The organism is Pseudoalteromonas sp. Angola-30, from assembly GCF_028599215.1.
Taxonomy (GTDB): domain Bacteria; phylum Pseudomonadota; class Gammaproteobacteria; order Enterobacterales; family Alteromonadaceae; genus Pseudoalteromonas; species Pseudoalteromonas atlantica.
This window is the reverse complement of record NZ_JAQREI010000009.1, coordinates 81,591-104,458: the sequence shown is the minus strand read 5'-3', so window position 1 is coordinate 104,458 and position 22,868 is coordinate 81,591. Positions and strand designations below refer to the sequence as shown.

The window sequence follows — 22,868 nt, the reverse complement described above, 5'->3', positions numbered from 1 at the left end:
CTAAACATACAATCAGTTTCAAAATAATATTTATAATAGAGTTTAAAAATCACTCCATCACTGTTTAAAAGTAGGTGTTAAACAACATCCTACTAGTCGCTGCGCTATATCAATTTAAACTAGCTATGGTTGATTTATTATTGCCTAAGCCCCAGAGTAATATATGAAAAGGTAGTAATTCACTTAAGTAACTCATTTATCCTACTAAGGAGCGAATATGTTAGGCGAAGACCACTCACTTACCAATGACTTTCCACAGTACCTAAATACCATTGCAGAGCTAAATAAAAGCGACACAGAATTTGCTAAAAAGGCAGATAAATACGACAAGCTAGATAAAGAGATTCGTGTTTTAGAGCTTAAAGATGCGCCCATTAGCGATGAGCAAATGAATCAACTAAAACATGAGCGTTCAGAATTAAAAGATTGGTTGTACGAGCGTTTACAACAAGAGTAATGTTTCACACAAAAAAAAGAGTTCACCGTTAGGTGAACTCTTTGACGATCAACAAAGGGTAAAACATTTAAAACACATATCGGCTTTATAAAAAACAACTAGGCCTTATAAGGCATGAGTAAAATCTTTTCGCGTTAATTTACTACTAGCTATCAGCATTTAGCTGAGCAAGCAGGCTATCTAACGTATCAACTAACTGCTGATTTTTAGTAGGGTTGAGCGCATCTGGATGTGGCGGTGCAAAGCGCTCTGCATCGTTATCGAAATAAAGGCCAGTGGCATCTTTAAATTCGTCACTTAATGCGGCGCGGCAAAAAATATCAGCGCCTAGTTTTAAGTCGCCACCAGCAAGCCCGTAGGCATCTTTTACCATTTTACTACCTAGTAACGACTTAGGGTTTACCGCAACAACTAACGGCCCGTTACCTTTAAGTGCTAAACCTAAGTGACGCGACCACATAGTAATAGCCAATTTGCTTTGCGCGTAGGCTGCGCTATCTGATAGTGGCTTTTTGCCCACTAACGAGTCAAAGTTAACGCTAGTTTGTGCAGCCGATGACACGTTAACCACACGTGATTGCGTGTTCATTACAGGCAGTAACGCTTTAGTAAGTAAATAAGGCGCTAACGTATTAACTGCAAAACGTGCATCTAGCCCATTTACAGTAGTGATATTTGCCAATTTATAAACACCGGCGTTATTAATAACTACATCAAGTATTTTATTCGCGTTTTGTAAGTCGGCTAACACTGACTGAGCCAAGGTGTTTACTTGCGCCATATCGCTTAAATCGGCAATGTAGGTGGCTGTGCTTGCTTGCGGGTAATCAGCGTTTAAGCTTGCTTGTACAGTATTTAACTTGTCCTGGTTGCGGCCATGTAATAATACAGTATGCCCTTGCGCTAACAACATTTTAGCGGTCTCTAGGCCAATACCGTCGGTGGCACCGGTTAATAAAATTGTTTTTTTCATGTTGAACGTTCCTTTTTGTATTAAGACTTTGGCCATTGCATTAACGACAAATTACACACGCATTAGCTCACTGCTATTTGCTAATAGTACCACCACTTTTAGCGACTAATAATTAGTGGCTCAGTAGAATCAGTTTATAGAATTAATTGATAAACCTATGCGCCCTTATTAAGTAGGTATAGCCATTGTGCCTTTGCTTGGGTGAATTTTAAGCGTTTATTTGAAATAACGAGCAATCATAACTATTGTTTTTAAATTACCTTAATAGTAGTATTTATCATATAAATACACTTTTCGAGAAAACACATGAAAGTTTTAGTTACAGGCGGTATGGGTTATATAGGTAGCCACACATGTATTGCCCTTCATGAGGCAGGCATTACCCCAGTTATTTACGACAACTTATCTAACGCAAGCCCCCGTGTGCTTGATCAACTCGAAAAAATTACCGGCACCCGTTTTGAGTTTATTTTAGGTGACATTCAAGACGAGCAGCAGTTTAAACTTGCCCTTAAACACAGCCAAGCTGAGGCTGTGTTTCACTTTGCAGCACTTAAAGCGGTAGGTGAATCAACCGAGCAACCACTGCGTTATTACCAAAACAATGTGTCGGGCACATTAAGCATGCTACAAAACATGCAAGAGGTAGGCGTTAACCATATTATATTTAGCTCATCGGCCACTGTGTACGGCGAGCCAGACTACCTACCTATTGATGAAAAACACCCTATACGCGCTACTAACCCATATGGTTGGACTAAAGTGATGGTTGAACAAGCCATGCAAGACGTATGCAATGCTAACAGCCAATTTATGGGCATTGCTCTTCGCTACTTTAACCCTGTTGGTGCACACCCAAGCGGCTTATTAGGCGAAAGCCCAAATGGTATCCCAAATAACTTAATGCCGTTTATTGCTCAAACTGCGGTAGGTAAACGCGAAGTGGTTAATATTTTTGGTGACGACTACGACACCAAAGATGGCACCGGCGTGCGCGACTATATTCACGTTTTAGATTTAGCTAAAGGCCATGTAGCGGCCTTTATGCAACACAAAACAGATACCGCCTTTCATGCTTACAACTTAGGCACAGGCCAAGGGTATTCGGTGCTTGATATGATCAAAGCATTTAGCGCATCAGCCAATAAAGATATTCCTTATAAAAGTGCACCGCGCCGAGCAGGCGATATTGCCTGTAATTACGCCGATGCCACAAAAGCGCAAACCACCCTTAACTGGCACGCAGAACTAACACTGAGCGACATGACTAACGACACATGGCGCTGGCAAACTAATTACCCAAGTGGGTTGGAGAGTTAACATGGCTTTATTAGAAAGTACTCACAGACGTAAAAACCCGCTAACGGGACGCTGGGTATTAGTATCACCGCATCGTAATAACCGCCCGTGGTTAGGCGCTACAGAAGCAGTAAACGAAAGCGTACTACCAAAACACGATGAAAGCTGCCCACTTTGCCCAAGCAACACCCGTGCAAATGGCGACAGCAACCCAGATTACAAATACACCCATGTATTTAGAAATGACTTTGGCGCACTTACCCCTAATGAGAGCGAGCAATCGCAAAGCTTGGACTCAGACAGCGATTTATTTATTGCTGATGAAGCAAGCGGCGAATGCCGTGTAATTTGTTTTTCGCCAGAGCATAACAAAACACTGCCAGAGCTTGAGCACGATGCCCTACACGAAGTAGTAAAAACCTGGAAAGACAACTACACAGAACTTGCACAACACTATGAATGTGTTCAGGTGTTTGAAAATAAAGGCGAGATCATGGGTTGCTCGCAACCTCATCCACACGGCCAAGTATGGGCGCATTCGCACTTATCAACCGAAATAGAAGCCGAAGATACCCAGCAGCTTGCCTATTTTAAAAAGCATGGCAGCGCGATGCTTGCCGATTACGTGCAAAAAGAGCAAGCAGATAAAACCCGCGTCGTATTTGAAAACGAGCACTGGCTTGTTGTGGTGCCATTTTGGGCAGCGTGGCCGTTTGAAACACTGCTTGTAACTAAAGATAACATTCAAAACTTTAGCCAGCTAAACGATGCGCAAACAGACGCCCTAGCACAAGCGCTTAAAGTATTAACCACTAAATACGACAACGTATTTAATTGTAGCTTCCCGTATTCTATGGGGTGGCACAATGCACCGGCTAATCGTGGCTCAGATGAGCAACATTGGCGCTTACATGCTCATTTTTACCCGCCGCTACTTCGCTCTGCCACCGTTAAAAAACATATGGTTGGCTACGAAATGTTAGGTGAAAGCCAGCGCGATTTAAGCGCAGAAACAGCTGCCTCTATTTTACAAGCAGCCAGTACCACACACTACAAAAAAACAGCAGGACACACAGATGACGCTTAACGATTTTCAACAACAATTTTTATCACTGTACGGTGCGCCTGCTCAAGGTATTGCTGCAGCACCTGGGCGTGTAAACCTAATTGGCGAATTTACCGATTATAACGACGGCTTTGTATTTCCGTGCTCGTTAGAGTTTCGTACTCAAGTTATGTTTAAAGAGCGCGACGACAACATCATTACCGTGCATTCGTTAAATTACCCAGGCGAAAAAGACAGCTTTCGTGTTGATGAAGACATCAGCGAAGGGCAATCGCAATGGGGTAACTATATCCGTGCCGTGTCATTTGTACTAAAGCGCGCGGGCCATACTTTACGCGGCGCCGATTTACTTATTGACAGTAACTTACCGCAAGGCAGTGGCTTATCTTCATCGGCGGCATTAGAAGTGGCCATTGGTGGTATGTTTAACCATATTGCACAGCTTGGTTTAAGCGAAGAAAAAATTGCCTTACTAGGCCAAGAAGCCGAAAACGACTTTATGCATTGCCAATCGGGCATTATGGATCAGCTTATTTCGGCAAAAGGCGAAAACGGCCATGCGCTTTTAATTGACTGTGAAAACCTAGCAACTGAATCAGTAAAAGTACCCGATGATTTAAACATTGTTATTGTTAACTCTAACTACCCACGTAAATTGGTAGATAGCGAGTACAACCAACGTCGTGTTGACTGTGAGCAAGCAGCTGCAAAAATGAATGTAGCCACGCTTCGTAAAGCCACCATGGACACGCTTGAAGCAACTAAAGATGCACTAAGCGAAAACGAATACAAACGTGCACACCATGTAATTAGCGAAAACGAGCGTGTAATTGCAGCAACTAAAGCGCTGCAAAATAACGACATTGATACGCTGCGCGAGCTAATGGCGGCATCGCACCAATCGCTTAAGCATTACTTTGAAGTAACCGTACCAGCGACCGACGGCCTAGTAGAAATTTGTAAAGAAGCGATGGGCGAACGCGGTGCAGTACGTATGACCGGTGGCGGCTTTGGCGGTGCGATTGTGTGTTTATGCCGTGATGCAGAAGTACCACTTATTAAAGCAGCGGTTGAGCAGCACTACTTTGAGCGTTTTAATTTAAATGCCGACATTTACGTATGTTCAGCAGGTTCAGGGTTACAAATTACGTCTTTTTAAACATCATTAAGGAATAAGCATGGCAAAGGTTAATTGGGGTATTATTGGGTGTGGCAATATTGCTCACACCTTTGCTAAAAGCATTGCGCATTGCGCTAATGCACAGCTTATTGGCGCTGCATCGACCAGCGAGCAACGCGCAAAAGAATTTGCCACACACTATTCAGTTAAAGGCTATGAGAGCTACCAGGCCCTTATGCAATGCCCACACATTGACGCCATATATATTGCTAATACCCACGAGCAACACTTTAAAACTATTGCGCAATGCTTAGTGCACGATAAGCATGTACTCAGCGAAAAGCCCATTACTGTTAATGCACAGCAACTCACAACCCTTAGCCAGTTAGCCGAACAACAAAACTGCTTTTTAATGGAAGGTGTTTGGATGCGCTTTTTACCTGCCATAGTAAAACTGCAGCAGTTATTAAGCGAGGGCGTAATAGGCAAAGTACACAGTGTTAATGCCAACTTTAGCCTAGCGGGCAACTTTGCTGACTCACACCGTTTAATGAACCCTGCGACTGCAGGTGGCGCATTGCTTGATTTAGGTATTTACCCTATATCGATTGCCGATGTGGTATTTAATAAAGCCCCTGAACAAGTTAAATCATTAGTACATAAAAGCACGACCGGCGTAGATGAGCGCAGTGTAACCCTTATAAATTACGGCCAAGGGCAATTTGCGCAGCTTAGTAGCGCGTTACAACAAAATGGCCCTACCGAAGCCTATATTTTAGGGGAGCACGGGTATATTCGCATTGCTGAATTTGTTGGTGCACAGTCGCTAGAGCTTCATTTAAACGCACAACAAGTACAGCAGTTTGACTTTAGTTTTAATGACGATGAAAACTTTAAATTTGAAATTGCTCACGTTAGCGAATGTATTTTACAACAACAAACACAAAGCAATGTATTACCGCTCAGCACAAGCCTGCGGGTAATGCACACAATGGATACGCTTCGGGCGCAGTGGCAGCTTAAATACAGTGATAGCGTTGAAGCCCATCAGCTAGATTAATAATAAAAAATACACACAACAAGGATACACAATGACAACCACACACACGTTAAAGGCGCTTTCAAAAGCCTTGCTGCTAGCAACGGGCTGCTTAACAGCAAGTACTGTTTTTGCAGATCAAAAAACGCCAGAGCAACTCTACCCACCTTTAACCAGCGAAGTACTTCCTGAGCTTGCTGCTAAAGGTAGTTACAGCGTTGGCGTACAAACGCTTGATTTAATAAATCCCGCGCAGTTTGACCCTGCAACCCAAGGGAAAAAAGATCGCCCTTTAAAAGTAGAAGTGTGGTACCCAGCAGCAAACAGTGCAAACGCACCCTTAACCAGCTACAGCGACCTAACCCGTACAGGTAAAGCGTTTACCTTACAAGCCGATGCCATGCGCGATGTAGCCATTAATAACAAAGAGCACTACCCTGTTATTGTGCTCTCACACGGTTATACCGGCTATCGTACAATTATGTATTACTTAGGCGAACATTTAGCATCGCATGGGTACATTGTGGCAGCCATAGATCATACCGACTCAACCAATGCAGATGTTGATTTTAAAAATGCGCCGTTTTCGGGCTTTTTTAGTACCCTTATTAACCGCTCACGCGATCAACAATTTGTACTTAACTACTTTAACGAACAAAACAACTTTGCCAGCAAGCAAGTAGATAACAAAAAAGCAGGCGTAATTGGTTACTCTATGGGTGGTTTTGGCGCGGTTAATACAATTGGTGGCTGTTATGACTTTAACGAGCAAACCACTGCAATGTTTACCGGTATGAAAGACCCTGCACAAATTAAACAAGTGCAGCAATTACTCAATAGCTGCGCAGGTGGGCAATATAAAAATCCGAAAGTAGATACACGCATAAAAGCTATGGTGGCCTTTGCGCCTTGGGGCGGGCAACATAACTTATTTAATGCCAGTGCTATGCAAAACATTAAAGTGCCTTCGCTTTATATCGCGGGTAGCTTAGATGATATATCCGGTTATGAAGGCATTAAAAACCTATATAACCAAACGGGCAGCACCGACAAGTACCTGCTTACTTACAAAAATGCGCGCCATAATATTGCGCCGCACCCTGCTCCTGCTATTGCCAAACGTAGCAGCGAATTAGATATAGGCCATTACTACGAGCCATCGTGGTCAATGCGCACCCTAAACGAGACCAACAAACACTTTGTACTTGCTATGATGGACTGCCACGTAAAAGGCATTACCAGCCAATGTGAATACCTAGACTTACCACAAAATGGCGACCAAGCTGTGGTTAATGGTAAGCCACTACCAGCATGGCATGGGTTTGATAATCGTTTTTCTACTGGTATGGATTGGCAACAAGCTAAACCGCGCACCAAGTAACACAAACTTTGGCGGCTATTTTTATATTTAGCCGCATACGCACTTAAAATAATGCTGCTATAAAACACCTGTTATTTAAAAGAGTTAGCAAATAAAAACAGCGTGCTTATTTTTTAAACGGCTATTTTAAGAAAAAATCATTGCCATTAATGTAAGTTAAAGGCAATCTAGTCATATATAAGATAAGATAAATAACACAAATATCATGTCAAAATACATACTCTCAATTGATCAAGGAACCACAAGCTCTCGGGCCATCTTGTTTACAAAAGATGCAGACGTTTTTGGCTCAGCACAACAAGAATTTTCGCAGCATTTTCCACAAAATGGTTGGGTAGAACACGACCCTAACGATATTTGGCAAACCGTGCTAAGTACCAGCCGCGAAGTATTAGCAGATAAAAACGTTAAGCCTGAAGAAATTATTGCCATTGGTATCACCAACCAACGTGAAACCACTTTAGTGTGGAACAAAAAAACCGGCAAACCTATTTATAACGCCATTGTGTGGCAAGACCGCCGCACCAGCGATTACTGCGAAAGCCTAAGCACTGACGAGCTTTGCCAAACCATAAGCGATAAAACCGGCTTACTGCTAGACCCGTATTTTTCGGCCACTAAAGTACGCTGGATTTTAGACAACGTTGAAGGCGCACGCGAACAAGCTCTTGCAGGTGAACTGGCGTTTGGTACCGTTGATACCTACTTACTATGGCAGTTAACCGGTGGTAAAGAGCACCGCACCGACGCCACCAATGCATCACGCACTATGTTATTTAATATTCATACTCAGCAATGGGATCAAGAACTCCTCGATTTATTCGAAATTCCTGAATCTATGCTGCCCCAAGTGATGGACTCAGCCGACGAATTTGGCTCAACCAGCGATGAGATTTTTGGCGCACCTATACGCGTATGTGGTATTGCCGGCGACCAGCAAGCAGCCCTTGTTGGCCACGCATGTTTTGAACAAGGTATGGCAAAAAGTACTTACGGTACGGGCTGTTTTTTAATGCTGAATACCGGCGAAAAAGCGCTTACCTCTGAAAACCGCTTACTAACCACGGTGGCTTACAGGCTAAATGGCAAACCAACATATGCCATTGAAGGCAGCATTTTTATGGCAGGCGCCACGATGCAGTGGATTGTTGAAGGCTTAAAACTATTAAGCCATGCCGGAGAGAGCGAATCGTTAGTAAAAGATGTACCGCTTGATCATGGGGTATTTTTAGTGCCTTCGTTTACAGGTTTAGGCGCGCCCTACTGGGACCCAAATGCGCGTGGCGCTATTTTAGGTTTAACCCGCGACTCTGGCATTAGCACCATTGTTGCAGCTGCACTGCAATCGGTTGGGTATCAAACCAAAGACTTACAAAAAGCAATGGAACGTGATGGCTTACGCCCAAGCGTGTTACGGGTAGATGGCGGTATGGTTAAAAATAACTGGGTACTGACCTTTTTATCAAACATTTTAGGCGCAACAGTAGAGCGCCCAACAGTGACCGAAACCACCTCTTTAGGCGTAGCATACTTAGCAGGCTTACAAACCGGTGTGTATGAGTCAACTGAGCAATTAGCAAAAATGTGGACCTGCGACCGTCGCTTTGAGCCAACAATGAGCGCTGACGAACGTAACGATTTATACGCAAAGTGGCAACACTGTGTAGCGCAAGTTTGTCTCTCTAGTGACGATAGCAAACAAGCGTAATACGCCTAGCCGCTAATTAGAATTAGCGGCTTACAAAACACCGGCAACTGCGCTTAAATGGCGCGTTGTACGCTGTATGTTTTAAAAAGATCAGGATTAAAAATTAACAAGCAAAAAGCGCGGTTATCTATTGTCAAATAAGAGCCGCAGCTTTATGATGCTATATGTCTTATTTATATTACAAATAAAAAGGTTAGCTCGGTGGAATTAGCAGATAACGAATACGACCTACTCGTCGTCGGTGGCGGTGTAAACGGCACTGGAATAGCAGCTGATGCAGCAGGCAGAGGATTAAAAGTTCTATTGTGTGAACAATCAGACCTTGCCAGTGCAACGTCTTCAAATAGTTCTAAGCTGATCCACGGCGGTTTACGCTACCTTGAACATTACGAATTTAGATTAGTAAAAGAAGCCTTGGCTGAGCGCGAAGTGCTGCTTAAAAATGCCCCGCATATTATGTGGCCGCTTACCTTTAGGCTACCGCACCAATCCCACCTACGCCCAGCATGGATGATCCGCATTGGCTTATTTATGTACGACAACCTAGCTAAGCGCGAAACACTTGCTGGCTCGCGTGGCATTAAGTTTGGTGAAAACAGCGTATTAGAACCTTCAATTACCAAAGGGTTTGAATACTCAGATGGCTGGGTTGATGATTCACGTTTGGTAATTTTAAACGCCTTGGCCGCCCAAAACAAAGGCGCAACCATTGCTACGCAAACCAAGTGTGTAAGTGCAAAACGCATCGATAACCAATGGCAGGTAACGCTTGAGCAACAACAAACTAAGGCACAACAAACTATTAAAGCCAAAGGTATTGTTAATGCAGCAGGCCCGTGGGTTGCAAAATTATTTGACGAAGCACTGATAGAAAAATCGCCACAAAATATTCGCCTTGTTAAAGGCAGCCATATTGTGGTGCCGCGTATTCACGATGAAAAACAGGCCTACATTTTACAAAATAAAGATCAGCGCATTGTGTTTGTTATACCGTTTGAAGATGACTACTCGCTAGTAGGCACCACCGATGTTGAACACAAAGGCGCGGCGCAAGATGTAAAAATTAGTGATGAAGAAATCGATTACTTAATCGATATTACTAACAGCTACTTTAAAAACCACATTAAACGCGAAGACATAGTACATACCTTTTCGGGTGTGCGCCCACTGCTTGATGACGAATCAGTGAATGCACAAAAAGTAACGCGTGATTACAAGTTAGAGCTATCAAGTGAAGGCAAACACACACCACTGTTAAGTGTGTTTGGTGGCAAAATTACCACCTACCGTAAACTTGCCGAAGCTGCAGTGAATAAGCTTGAAGAATTTTACCCGCAAATGAGTGAGGCGTGGACCAAACACAGCGCCTTACCTGGTGGCGATTTTAGCTCGGTAGAAGCGCTGACCAATGAGCTTAAAGCGACTTATAGTTGGTTACCAGAAATCACTCTTAAACGCTTTGTACGTACCTACGGGACTCGTGCAAAACTAATTTTAGGCAGTGCAAACCAGCTCAGTGATTTAGGCCAAGATTTTGGTCATGGCTTATTTGCAGCAGAAGTCGATTACTTACTAAATGAAGAATGGGCGGGTAACGCTTACAATATTTTATGGCGCAGAAGCAAACTAGGACTGCGCTTTAATGAAGCACAAGTGGCAACGCTTAATCATTATATTACGCAAAGCCAAGCGGCTAAAACAGCTTAACAGCAGCTTTAACCCTTACTTAATTTAAGAACTAGCCCCCAACAATTGCACAATCAATATTGGGGGCTTTTTTATATTTGCTTGGCTTTATTACTATTAAATAAGTAGTTAAAACCACTTAACGTAGCCTCTTTCACGTCAAACTCTAAACATTGCACACCAATGCAATTTAACGCATGGGTAAAGCAGGTATTTAGTTGCTCTGTGCCAATAACCACTACTTTAGAATTATTCACCAATTGCCATTCACTGGCATGGCGTGCAGCGCGTACATCACTACCAATAAGCACGCCCGACAAGTATGCCTTGGCTTGCACTGGTGTTAACTCTTTTGAAAGCTGGCGCGTACGGACACTAAAAATACCGTGCGCCAAATTACCGCTGTCACTGCCTAACGTGAGTTCACAGCCTTGCTCAAATGCATCCCAATCAAATTCCCCCGCTTCACAGTCGTTAGGAATAAGTACACTTTGATGACATAGCAAGTCGTATAATTCGCCGGTCATGGCGGTTTTAAAACAGATGATTTGGCCATCTTTTAACAGCACCCATTTAGTATGGGTACCGGGTAAACAAATGAGTACGTTGCCTTGCTGATAGGCCGGGTTTTGTTTTAAAAAACCTAAAATTTGCAGCTCTTCGCCGCGCATTACATCAAATAAATTGTTTTGTAATGTGCATTTTGTACCAGGCAAAGCACTGACTTTGTTACCTGCACAATCAAAATTAATTGCGCCACTAAGCAGGCTTTCGGGGTTTATGGGGCACGCTAAATAAGGGGTTTCTTTCCAGCCAATACTTGAGGTGATTTGCCCTGCCATATAAATAGGTAAAACGCCGTATTCGCTGGTCCATGGTGCAACGACACCAATTAAAGTATGTTCAAAGTTTTGTTTATCTCTAATCACACCTGGGCCGTCGCGCTGAGCAATTAAAGTTAACTGCCCTGTGGTATTTACGCTGCATAAATAGGCGCGTAAATGACTCGTGCCCCAATCTACGGCTATAAAAAGGTTTAAGTGCTGCAACTTAGAGCCTCCCACCGTCAATTTTAATACCTTGACCGGTGATCATACTGCTTTCGTCGGCAGCTAAAAAAAGTGCCAAATTAGCTACATCTTCAGGGGTTACTAACTTTTTAAGTGCCATGGCTTCCATCCACTTCACTTGCTCTTGCTCGGTAAACCAACTGGCTAATTGGCGGTCGGTGGCAACCCAACCCGGTAAAATAGCATTCACCCGAATACCAAATTCACCATAATCGCGTGCCAGTGCTTTAGTCATGCCGATTAAACCGGCCTTTGCCGTTACATAACCCGCCATTTGTGGCTGCCCCATGATGGCATTGATAGAGCTAAAATTAATAATGCTCCCCGCGCCTTCGCCCTTCATAAAAGACATAGCGACTTGCGAGGCAAAAAACGCCGGATTTAAGTTAATTTGTAGGCATTGATCCCAATCTTGTACTGTAACGTCTTCACTGGCTTGGCGGCGGTCATTGGCTACATTGTTTACCAGTACATTAATAGCGCCTAGTTCAGCACATGCATCTACCAAAGATTGCTGTAAAGCATTTGAGTCGGTTACATCAACCTGCCTAAACCATAATTTAGCATTAGGCAGTGAGGCTATAAGAGATTGGGCAGCCTCGTTATTAATATCTATAAAGGCAATTTTGGCAGCTTGAGCGGCGAACGCCTTTACCATTGCACGGCCAATGCCTGAAGCGCCCCCGGTAATAAAAACAACTTTGCCAGAAATACTGGGGTAGTGAGCGTGATTATTCAAATGCGTTTCTCCATAATACAGACTGCCCCTCTTAATATTTATAATTATTTGCTAAAGAGGATTACTGTTACAGCTGTGTTAAAATACTTGCCTTTAACAAAGTTTATAACATATCCTTTCGTACATTAATATGATATATGATATATAATAAAGCAATAACTCATTCGGATAACGCTCAATGAAAAGCCAACCTCGTCAAAATTTAACACAACAATTAACCCATGATTTAGGCTTTGCAATTGTGCGTGGCGTTTACCCTGTTAACGAAGGCCTGCCCTCAGAAGCTGACCTATGCGTAAAATACGATGTGAGCCGCAGTGCAACACGCGAAGCTGTAAAAATGCTCTCTGCTAAGGGCTTAATATCTTCTCGCCCTAAGCAAGGGATCCGTGTACTGCCAGAAAGCAGCTGGAATATGTTTGACACAGATGTACTGCGCTGGATTTTAAGCAGTAAACCGTCGCTTTCTTTATTAAAAGAGTTTACGCAAGTACGTGTCGCACTTGAGCCACAAGCCGCTGCCCTAGCAGCTGAAAATGCCAGCGCCGAACAACTTGCTGAAATAGACAACGCACTTGCCCGCATGGCCGATGCAGACCAAGGCTTAGACGATCCGCTTGAAGCCGATATTGCCTTTCATACCAGTATTTTAGTAGCCAGTAATAACCGCTTTTTTGTACAGCTCACTGAATTTATTAGCACCGCGCTGCGCGTAAGTATTCGTTACACCAACCACATTAAAGGTGTGCCAGGGGCCGACGTTGCAAAGCATGCTGATATTTTAGATACGATTAAATCGCGTAATCCAGAGCGCGCTAAAAAAGCAGTAGAAACCATTTTAGAAGAAGCGCTTGAGCTGATTGAGTCTAAACTCGACTAATAGCTTAAAAAACATTATTAAAAAAGGGAGCTAATTAGCTCCCTTTTTACTGCTTGCTATATTTTAAGCTTTGTTAAGCTCAAAAATAAGCGATGTTTGCGGGAATGAAATTGGCATTTGTAGGCCAAATTCCATCAACGCTTCACCCGTAAAAGTTTGCCCGTTAACAGCGGCAATAGACGAAGGTCGGTATTCTTCAAATTTAACCGGCCACACTAAATTAAGTGTGTACTGTGTATCTGCATCTAATCCAACAAAACGAAGCTTATTAGGCGCAGTACGCGGTGTTTCGCGTACACTGTTATACGCAAATAACGCTTTTGATTTTTGCTCGTCGATTAAACCAAAGTTAATTGATAAATCGTCGCTATCGAGGCGGTACAAATCGGCAGCATGAATAAATTCACGGTGCTCTTTGTGCAGCGCAATAGCCGCTTTAAGCGCATTATATTCGTGATCGGTCAGCTCACGTGGGTCCATTTCTATACCCATATGACCAAACATAGATACCGCAGCACGCATTTCAATACTGACATTACGACCTGTGATATGACAATCACGAGGGCCTACATGTGCACCCATAACCGACGATGGGAAGAAGAACGAACAACCACGTTGAATTTCAAGACGATCAAGTGCATCGTTAGAATCTGACGTCCATACACGGTCTGTGTGTGCAAGCACACCATAATCTACACGGGCACCACCTGACGAACAGCTTTCTATTTCAAGGCCAGGATGCGCCGCTTTAATACGGTCGATTAAGCGATACAGTGCCAGTGTTTGCTGATGCACCGCAGGCTTGCCTGAGAAGTTACCCGCGTGGTTTATATCGCGGTTCATATCCCATTTAATGTACTTAATTGTTGGGTATTCAACTAAAATGTCATCAATCGCTTTGTATAGGTATTCAACAACCTCAGTGCGCGTTAAATCAAGCACTAGCTGGTTTCTAAAGCTAAGTTGCTCGTTATTTTCTGAGCCTAATACCCAATCAGGATGAGCGCGGTATAAGTCACTATCTGGGTTTACCATTTCAGGTTCAAACCAAATACCAAACTCCATGCCTAAGCTGTTTACATGATCAATCACTGGCGATAGGCCGTCAGGGTAAATTTCATAATCTACGCTCCAATCACCTAGGCCTGCATAATCACCTCGGCGACCTTTAAACCAACCATCGTCCAGTACAAAACGCTCAATACCTAATGGCGCTACTTTATCGGCTAACTGCTTTAGCGTGTCTACATCGTGATCGAAGTAAATACCTTCCCACGTGTTGTAATGCACTGGGCGTGTTTTTTCGCGCTGTGCTTGGCTAAGTAAGTTAGCTTTAACAAAGCGATGAAAATTACGCGACAGCGCACTAAAGCCATCGCTCGAAAACGAGCCATAAATACTTGGGCTTTGATACGTTTGGCCTTTAGCAAGGGTTAGCTCGCCCGGTAATAATAACTCACCCATTTGCACATAGCGGCGCCCTTCTGGTAGTAGCTCAGCGCGTAGCTTGTTGTTACCGCTCCAACCTAAATGAAAGCCATAACACTCGCCTTGTTGCTCGCCTGCGCCTTCGCTATGAACTAATAAACCAGGGAATACGTCGTGCGATGTTTTACCTTTGCGGTTTTCGCGTACAAAGCTGCCTAATACTAAATCAACCGATTGGCGTTGAAATTCGTTAGACCAACGTCCTTCAAAGCTCACTAGCTTGTTCATGCTATCGGGTAGTTGGAACGTGGGTGCGGCGCAAAAATTAACGCTTAGCGGTGCATCACTTAAATTAGTTAATACGGTATGCGCACTTAGCACATCGGTGTTGCTATCAAGTGTGATGCTGTGCACTACTTCAATACCACGCAGCTCATCAACACTTACAAACTCTAAACTAGAAGGGGTTGGCTGACGAACATCTTGAAGAGCAGGCCCAACTGACCAAGCTATGGTGTCGTTTGACAGCTCTAGCCCTGGCGCGCCTGTAAAGCCTTCACCTAATAGTGGAGAAAGAGAAATAGGTGCTTCTTCAACCACGGCACATTTTACTTCCTGACGAGTCGCAAGCTGAGTTAGCATTGTTTCAGTTGTTTGCTCAGATAAGCGCTTACCAAAATAAAGTAACGCTGGGGTTTTGCTCTGGCAGTCGAAAATAACGGTGCTGTTTGCGCTGTCTAATCGAAAGAATGGTTTAATATCAGCCATGATTCTCCTGTCCTCTTTAATGAAGATGAGTTTAATACGCGAGTACATTATATGTGTGCTTACTCGCCGCTTACTGCATCAAATTGCAGTCAGTGATTTTAAAATAATAGTATATATCATACAAATTACTTTTAGATAGTGTTTACGGTGTAATTTAGCCAATATTATTACTGGCTATACCAGTAATTAACTTAAACAGCGGTTAAAAATTTAATACCACCTTGAGCAATATTATATTTAGTGGGCTTTTAGCCTGAGGTAGCCATTAAAGCCCCAGCAGGTAGTCACACGTTTAGCCACGCAAAATGATTAAGTATTATTGCCCATGGGTGTTATCTACAGTGTCGATTAATTGAATAAATAAAAATCGGCCTAAGTTACCTTAGGCCGATTTAGTAATGTGTTAACTAGCTAATAAAAAGTGACTTAACTTTTTACTGCTGGTTATTTTGGTGCGTGCACTGGTGGCGTATCTTCAATAGCAGGTGTTTTACCTGCCCACTGTGCATTTAAACCAAACACTACTTTATTAACGATTAACGCAAAGGCTACACATACAATAAGTGTAATTGGCATTAAGTGAATATAGTGTAGTTCAGTATGTAGCGGCGAATTTTCAAACGTCAGCATGCCATACATAACCACGCCTAAAATTACCGCGGCAATACCTGCACGCGCATCCACATTTTTAAACAATAAGCCCACTACAAAAATTGAGAATATAGGCATACTTAATAAGCCGTTTAACTGTTGTAGTAAGTTAATAATGCTGTCGGCTTGCTGATAAATTGGCACAAGCACAAGCGTTAAACTAGTAAGTAACAACGTAACATAGCCACTTAGCTTTACTACACTTGGCTCTTTATTAAAGTAAGCTTCGTGAATATCACACACGTAAAGTGCCGTAGCCGAGTTTAATAAGCTGTTATAAGTAGAAAGCACTGCCGCCGCCATTGCTGCGGCAAACACACCCGTTAACCATGCAGGCATTACATCACCTACAATTCGACCATAAGCTGCATCGCCAATGTCGCCATACAATTTGTACGAAATAATACCCGGTAGTACCACAATCGCCGGTACAATTAAAAAGCGAATACCTGCTGCTGCAAATATCCCTTTTTGCGCTTCTTTAACGTTTGGCGCAGCCATTGCACGCTGGGTAATGGTTTGGTTAGTACCCCAGTAATACATTTGAATAAAGATCATACCGGTTAAAAGCGTAGGCCAAGGGATTGGCGAGTCAGCGTCACCAATTAATGTTAAGCGCTCTTGTGGAATACCGCTAAAGTCGTAATCAATCGCGTTAAGCGCTAAAAATACGACCAGTATTGCCATACCTAACACTAATAAACCATTGTAGGTATCGGATACGGCAACCGCACGTAAGCCACCAAAAAATGCATAAATAGCGCCTACTAAAGCAAATGCGGTCGCTATGTACATTAGCGGAATATCAACTTTAAACATGGTTTGCATAAATAGCGCACCAGAATAAATAACCGCAGGCATGTAAATTAGCGCGTTACCTAAAAAGAATAAGCCACCAATAACAGCGCGAATGTGCTTGTTGTTGTAGCGTTTTTCTAACAGCTCCGTGGTGGTTGTACAGTTGTACTTGTAATAAACAGGAATAAATACTTTGGCTAAAATAATAAGCCCTAAAATAGCCGCCAATTCCCACCACACGAGCAAGGCCATTTGATTGCCATTCATGCCCACCAGCTGGTCGGTACTTAAATTTGTGAGCGTAATTGAGCCTGCTACAAACATCCAAGTAAGGCCACCGCCCGCTAAAAAATACTCTTTTGTTTGATTATCACCACTATTACGGTTTTGGCCTCGGCACTTCCAATATGTAAGTCCACCAATTAAAGCGGTTACAAAGAAAAAAACCACCAACTGCAAAATGTTGTCTGACATGTGTGTGTCTCCAGCGCGTTAAACGCAATGTCTGTCTATGTGAACGTATTAACCTATGAAGGCTAATTAATAAATTGCACCTTACAGTGCGTGTGCATCTCGACTTAGTTCTAACTTAATTTGCTTTAATGGCATAAGTTCAGGATGCTGGTTGTGACGCTTTACTAACGCATTTAACTGAAACAACGAAATAAGCATGCTGTTAAGTACGCTCAGGTAACCTTGTTTGTGTAAATTGGCAATGGTATCGCTGTCTAAAGTTTGCAGTTTATCTTCATCAACAGTGCTCAAACCTTGAATAGTTTGCGCCTCGCCTTGTTCAAACTGCAAAACAATATCTATGTTTTTAATAAGCCCTAAGCGGGCAATTTCTTGGGTAAATTGGTACGTTTGGTAATCATTTTTTAAATCGCTTTCTAGTAGCTTTTGCTGCGCACTTAAATACAGGCTTGGGTTGCCTTTGGCATCAAATAACGGCTCGCCTTGCTGGGTATTAACGGCTGAGCTTTGCTCATCAATAGCAATAAAGTAATCACTGCTATTTGCCTCACGAGTGAGTAAATAAAGCGGCTGGGTTTGCATGCACACAGGCGTGTACAGCGCTTGCCATTGATTGTTACTCACAAATAAACTTTGCTGAGCACTAAAGCTGGTTAAGCCCGAAATGGTGTAGCTGCCGTTGTGTGCGTTACGCGCTAAAAAAATAGGTAAATCGCAGGCCGCTTTTGCTACTTCGTTTGCACGTAGATTAACTAAATGCTGTGTTTTTGCGTATTCAACACCCGCATTAGGGTTAATTTTTATTGCTTGGTGCTGAGTATTTGATAGTTCACTAATTGCCATAGTTACACATCCTTAAACTGGGTTAGCCGCAAGCCACTGCTCAATATAAGCACGGTGAGGCGGCAACGTTTGCAACATCTGCTGTGTAAGCTGGCTGTTACGTTCAATTATTTGATTTGCTTGCGCATCGTTTGAGTACAAATACGCTTGCTTAGTAAAGTCGGGCTTAAAGCCCATACCGTATAAAACATACTGGTAACTGGCGGCAGGAAATAGCTCTAATGCGCCATGAAAATCTTGAATAAGTGGGCCACGTGTCCCCCAAAGCAGTAAGTCTTCTTGTAAACTTTGCGGAATGCTTTGCGGTTGTATGTGCGCTTGCCAATAAGGCTCTGGGCGCTTAGTTAACATGTAATGTAGTTTTAAAAAGTCGATAATACGCTGCCAACGATAATCCATTTGCTCATTAAAGCGCTTTGCAACAATGGGCATTACTTGGGTGTTGGCTGGCATGTGCTCTGCAACAAAGCGAGACGAAATTTCAACCAACATAATGGCGGTTGCTTCAAGGGGCTCTACAAAACCTGCCGACATTCCCACTGCAACACAGTTTTTGTGCCAAAACTTTTCGCGATAGCCTGACTCAAAACTTATTTTTCGGGCAGTTAAGCCTTTAGCGGCATCACCTAAATAGTTACGTAAGTTTTGCTCGGCTTCTTCATCTGATAAAAACTTGCTTGAATATACATGCCCTACACCACGGCGATGCGTTAGGCCTATATCCCAAATCCACCCAGCATTTTGTGCGGTGGCAATGGTATGACTGGCCAGTGACTCATCACCTTCGTCGTAGGGGACTTGCATAGCTAGGGCGCTATCGTTAAATAATACGTGATCCATTTTTTTAAATGGCACGTTAAGGGCTTGGCCTAGTAACAGCGATGAAAAACCCGTGCAGTCTATGTATAAATCAGCGTTTATGGTGCGGGTTTGATCGGTTAAGGTAAGGGTGTCTATAGCCCCGCTTTCATCAAGCTTTACCTGATCAACGGTGCCAATAATGTGCTCAATGCCGAGTTTGCTCTTACAATGTTGCTTTAATAGCTCAGCAAAGGCACCGGCATCTAAATGGTATGCGTAATTACAATTTGCTTGATACTCGCCTTGCGCAATGCCTCTCGGGGCTAGGTTTGCTTCGCAAATATCGTGCTGAAAATTAGTTTGCTGAGCAAAGTTTTCAACATTATCTAAATAGGGGGCTAAATCTATACGGCCGTAGCCTAGCGGTACCGTAAAGGGATGGTAGTAAAAATCGTTGTTGCCATGCGTCCAGTTTACAAATTTACCGCCTTGTTTAAAGGTGGCATTACAGGCTTTAAATACATCCACTTCTCGCAAACCAATTTGCTGAAGCGTGTTTTTCATAGTGGGCCAGGTACCTTCACCTACACCAATTGTTGGAATATCAGATGATTCTACCAACATCACTTTTAAGCCATCACCCTTATTACCTTGGTGATACGAAGCGATAATTGCAGCGCTCAGCCATCCTGCTGTGCCGCCACCAATTACGGCGATTGTTTTTATTGCTTTATTCATAACGGACTACTCTTTGAGTACTTTATTGATAACCGGTTAGACAACAAATGCCCTTTCGGGCATTTGTTTAAATTAGTCTCATTTTGTGCAAATTAGCTACTAACTTTATTAGTAACAGTACTTATAATGCACTGCAATGAAAACTAAGAGGCAATCGCTGCCTCTGCTATCAATTAAAACGTACCGCGAATACCAAACGCATAACGTGAGCCATTATCTTCTACAGAGTAGATTTGATTAGCAAAACGGCCCGTTTGCACTAGCTCTTCTTCAGTAATGTTGATGCCTTCGGCAAAAATAGTGAAGTTTTCGTTGATATCGTAGCTTGCACTAATATCCCATTGACCGTACGTTTCTACGTTCACTGGTTCGCCGTTAAAGCCGTTATCAACTAAGCGTAAAAAGCCCTCACGGTTGTTAAATGCAACACGTGCCTGCCAGTTATCTTGCTCGTAAAACAGCACTAAGTTTTGTGAATCACCTAACCCTTCAAGCGCAAATGTTTGGCTTGTATCGCCATCAACACTAATATCGCTATCTACTACCGTGGCATTAGCAATAAAACCAAAGCCGTTTTCAAACATATGAGTTACACCGATTTCGTAACCCGTTACCGTTGCAGACTCGCCATTTTGCGGGCGACTTACAGTGTAAACTTCTGAGCTACCGTTAAGTTCGGCATCGGTTTGGTCAGTACAGGTTGTACACGCAAAATCAGGGCCTGTACGGTCAGTCATGTCGTATGTTTCGTCGCCGGTTAGGGTAACAATAAAGTCATCCACTTCTTTACTAAATACGGCAAAGCTAAATAAGTTAGCGTCGTTGTAGTACCACTCGTAAGAGATATCCCAGTTTTCAGATTGGAACGGCTTAAGTGCAGGGTTACCACCACTTGCTGTTAAGTTTTGACGACGAGGCTCGTTAAACGTGGTCGCAGGTGATAACTGTGACATAGTAGGGCGAGTAATACTGTCGTACGCTGCAAAGCGTAAAATCATGTTGTCTTGCAGTTCAAGCTTAACGTTAAAAGAAGGAAGTAAGTTTGAGTAACTCGTCCCTTCTTGAATGTCTGTTGCCGGGCCAAATACGTTTTGGAATAAAGTGGCATCAGAGGTAGGAATAACATCGCTGATAAAGCTTTGTACAGCCGCTACTTCAATATCAGTTTCTGAGTAACGTGCACCCATGTTAACCGTAACTGGCATATCAGCTAGGTCGAAACCAATGGTAAAGTCCATGTAAAGGCTAGTGATATCTTCGTTAATTGTGTAACGGTTATTTTGTAGTGTTGGCTCTACAGGGAAACCTTGGTCAGCAAGGTAATCAAGCATTTTGTCGCCGTCGTAGCTATAAAATGTATCGATTAAACCTGGGAAGTAGTTACTTGCTGAGTAAGCTTCAAAATCAATTTCATCAAGTGGTGCTTCAGTGCCGTAACCACAAAATTGACATTGGCTACCAAAAATTTGGAAGCTTGATTTTTCACGTTCTTGACGATAAGCACCAAAGTTAATGCGATCAACTGGGCCTTTATCTGGTACGTATTCAAAATCGGCTTTGATTTCGGTAATTTCATCTTCATCAGTAAACTGGTTACCAATTTCGTTGTAGTGAAGACGCGCAAGGCTTGCATCTGGCAGCGAGCCATTTTCAAAACCATCATGCTGTACGGTAGGAACGCTACCGGTGCCGTCAAAGCTGTAGCTGTTAATAATACCCACTACGTTAAAGCGGTCATTACCAGCACGGTCGTTTTCAGCTGTTGAGCGAGATACGTCAAATTTTGCTTTTAATGACTCGTTTACTTGCCAGTCAACGTTAATACCAAATGCTTTGTTAGTTACATCACGCGAGTTACGTGTGTGTGATACAAAGTCGGTTGCAGGGTTGCCACTGGCGTTACCTAAACCTACTTCTTGGGTAAAGGTAAGCAAGGTGCCCGTTTCTGGATCGATTGTTGCGCTACCTACGCGGTCTGGTTCAAACCAAGAAGCTAAATCGCGTACTGATGAGTCCACTTCAAATTTAGAAATTAAACCATCTACGGTAATAGTAATATCGTCAGACGGTGCATATTGTAATACTAAGCTTGCATTAGTACGTTCACGGTCTTGCTCATCTACAACTTGGTCCCAGTTACGTGGGATGTATGCATTGTCGTACAATACGCCATCTTGTGGATTTGAAATAGTTTGTCCACCGCGCCAACCAGCCGTTAAAATTTGGTTGTTTTGCAGCTTACGTTGTTGGTTAGTGATGGCAAAAAGCACACCGAGCTTGTCGTCGTTAAACGTATTACTTACTAAAAATGAAGCCGATGGCGATACTTCTTCAGAAAGGCTTTCGTACATACCTTTTACTGAACCAATCACATGTAAGCCACCAAAATCGAATGGACGAGCTGTGGTTACGTTAACCGTACCACCAATGCCGCCTTCTTGAAGCGTTGCACTGTTACTTTTATAAATATCAGCACCGGTGATTTGATCTGCCGCTAATACATCAAAATTAAATTCACGCCCTGCACTATCAGTCGCAATTTGACGACCATTTACAAGTACCGTGTTAAATTGTGGGCCAAAACCACGAATTGTTACTGCTTGCCCTTCACCGCCACTACGGTCAATGGCTACACCTGTAATACGTTGCAGAGACTCTGCTACGTTTAAATCAGGAAATTTACCAAGATCTTCTGCTTTAATCCCATCGGTTACAACATTAGATGCTTTTTTATCTAACATTGATGAACGTAAGCTGCTGCGAATACCCGTTACTGCGATAACCTCAACATCTTTATCTACTACTGTCGGTGTGTCGCCTTCAGCGCCTTGAGCTGCAACGTGGCCGCTTGCCAATATGCCTGTAATAGCAATACTGAGTGCGGTTTTCTTGTTGAACGATAACTTATTGTTAATTATCATTTTTTAAAAACTCCTGATTGTGTGTAGT

The 22,868-nt window shown here is 43.0% G+C and carries 17 protein-coding genes; 9 read left to right on the top strand and 8 right to left on the bottom strand.

The window, feature by feature from the left end; translation table 11 throughout:
- Nucleotides 1-217 precede the first annotated feature (217 nt).
- Nucleotides 218-457: a YdcH family protein gene (locus PSH54_RS12780; RefSeq protein WP_004588182.1), complete on the top strand. Its 240-nt coding sequence runs from the start codon at nt 218-220 to the stop codon at nt 455-457.
- Nucleotides 458-602: 145 nt separating this feature from the next.
- Here PSH54_RS12780 and PSH54_RS12775 read toward each other — a convergent pair whose 3' ends face one another.
- Complete coding sequence (locus tag PSH54_RS12775; RefSeq protein ID WP_264390831.1) at nt 603-1,430, bottom strand: SDR family NAD(P)-dependent oxidoreductase; 828 nt, start codon at nt 1,428-1,430, stop codon at nt 603-605.
- A gap of 306 nt (nt 1,431-1,736) precedes the next feature.
- Between PSH54_RS12775 and galE the strand changes: the two genes are divergently transcribed.
- The 7 genes from galE to glpD all read left to right on the top strand — a co-directional run bounded on the left by galE (nt 1,737) and on the right by glpD (nt 10,750).
- Nucleotides 1,737-2,750, top strand: a complete 1,014-nt coding sequence (galE, locus tag PSH54_RS12770) for a UDP-glucose 4-epimerase GalE (RefSeq protein WP_004588180.1) — start codon at nt 1,737-1,739, stop codon at nt 2,748-2,750.
- A gap of 1 nt (nt 2,751) precedes the next feature.
- Nucleotides 2,752-3,816: a UDP-glucose--hexose-1-phosphate uridylyltransferase gene (locus tag PSH54_RS12765; RefSeq protein ID WP_029774133.1), complete on the top strand. Its 1,065-nt coding sequence runs from the start codon at nt 2,752-2,754 to the stop codon at nt 3,814-3,816.
- A complete protein-coding gene (gene galK, locus PSH54_RS12760) occupies nt 3,806-4,954 on the top strand; it encodes a galactokinase (RefSeq protein ID WP_273606277.1) in 1,149 nt (382 codons plus the stop codon). Before PSH54_RS12765 ends, galK begins: the two co-directional genes overlap by 11 nt.
- Nucleotides 4,955-4,973: 19 nt before the next feature.
- Nucleotides 4,974-5,975, top strand: a complete 1,002-nt coding sequence (locus PSH54_RS12755; RefSeq protein ID WP_273606276.1) for a Gfo/Idh/MocA family protein — start codon at nt 4,974-4,976, stop codon at nt 5,973-5,975.
- 31 nt (nt 5,976-6,006) lie between these two features.
- Nucleotides 6,007-7,335 (top strand): alpha/beta hydrolase family protein, encoded by a 1,329-nt coding sequence (locus PSH54_RS12750; RefSeq protein WP_273606275.1) that lies wholly within the window; start codon nt 6,007-6,009, stop codon nt 7,333-7,335.
- A 205-nt stretch (nt 7,336-7,540) separates the two neighbouring features.
- Nucleotides 7,541-9,043 carry a glycerol kinase GlpK gene (gene glpK / locus PSH54_RS12745; protein WP_096041021.1) on the top strand — a complete coding sequence of 501 codons (1,503 nt, stop codon included), beginning with the start codon at nt 7,541-7,543 and terminating at the stop codon, nt 9,041-9,043.
- 201 nt (nt 9,044-9,244) lie between these two features.
- On the top strand, nt 9,245-10,750 hold the full coding sequence (gene glpD / locus PSH54_RS12740; RefSeq protein WP_273606274.1) for a glycerol-3-phosphate dehydrogenase: 1,506 nt from the start codon (nt 9,245-9,247) through the stop codon (nt 10,748-10,750).
- Nucleotides 10,751-10,821: 71 nt separating this feature from the next.
- Here glpD and PSH54_RS12735 read toward each other — a convergent pair whose 3' ends face one another.
- Nucleotides 10,822-11,778: a 2-dehydro-3-deoxygalactonokinase gene (locus PSH54_RS12735; RefSeq protein WP_273606273.1), complete on the bottom strand. Its 957-nt coding sequence runs from the start codon at nt 11,776-11,778 to the stop codon at nt 10,822-10,824.
- Between the two features lies 1 nt (nt 11,779).
- A complete protein-coding gene (locus PSH54_RS12730; RefSeq protein WP_054983386.1) occupies nt 11,780-12,538 on the bottom strand; it encodes an SDR family NAD(P)-dependent oxidoreductase in 759 nt (252 codons plus the stop codon).
- Nucleotides 12,539-12,716: 178 nt separating this feature from the next.
- Here PSH54_RS12730 and PSH54_RS12725 point away from each other — a divergent pair, with 178 nt between their 5' ends.
- The gene (locus PSH54_RS12725; protein WP_004588172.1) at nt 12,717-13,418 is read left to right on the top strand and encodes a FadR/GntR family transcriptional regulator; all 702 of its coding nucleotides are present in this window, start codon (nt 12,717-12,719) and stop codon (nt 13,416-13,418) included.
- 63 nt (nt 13,419-13,481) lie between these two features.
- Here PSH54_RS12725 and PSH54_RS12720 read toward each other — a convergent pair whose 3' ends face one another.
- The 5 genes from PSH54_RS12720 to PSH54_RS12700 form a co-directional block, all read right to left on the bottom strand.
- Nucleotides 13,482-15,614, bottom strand: coding sequence for an alpha-galactosidase (locus PSH54_RS12720; protein ID WP_273606272.1), 2,133 nt, complete (start codon nt 15,612-15,614; stop codon nt 13,482-13,484).
- A gap of 444 nt (nt 15,615-16,058) precedes the next feature.
- Nucleotides 16,059-17,537 (bottom strand): SLC5 family protein, encoded by a 1,479-nt coding sequence (locus PSH54_RS12715; RefSeq protein ID WP_024032020.1) that lies wholly within the window; start codon nt 17,535-17,537, stop codon nt 16,059-16,061.
- Between the two features lie 81 nt (nt 17,538-17,618).
- Entirely contained in the window at nt 17,619-18,380 is a 762-nt protein-coding gene (locus PSH54_RS12710; RefSeq protein ID WP_029774126.1) for a SapC family protein, read from the bottom strand.
- Between the two features lie 12 nt (nt 18,381-18,392).
- A complete protein-coding gene (locus tag PSH54_RS12705; protein WP_273606271.1) occupies nt 18,393-19,919 on the bottom strand; it encodes a tryptophan halogenase family protein in 1,527 nt (508 codons plus the stop codon).
- Between the two features lie 173 nt (nt 19,920-20,092).
- A complete protein-coding gene (locus PSH54_RS12700; protein ID WP_024032017.1) occupies nt 20,093-22,840 on the bottom strand; it encodes a TonB-dependent receptor in 2,748 nt (915 codons plus the stop codon).
- Nucleotides 22,841-22,868 lie beyond the last annotated feature (28 nt).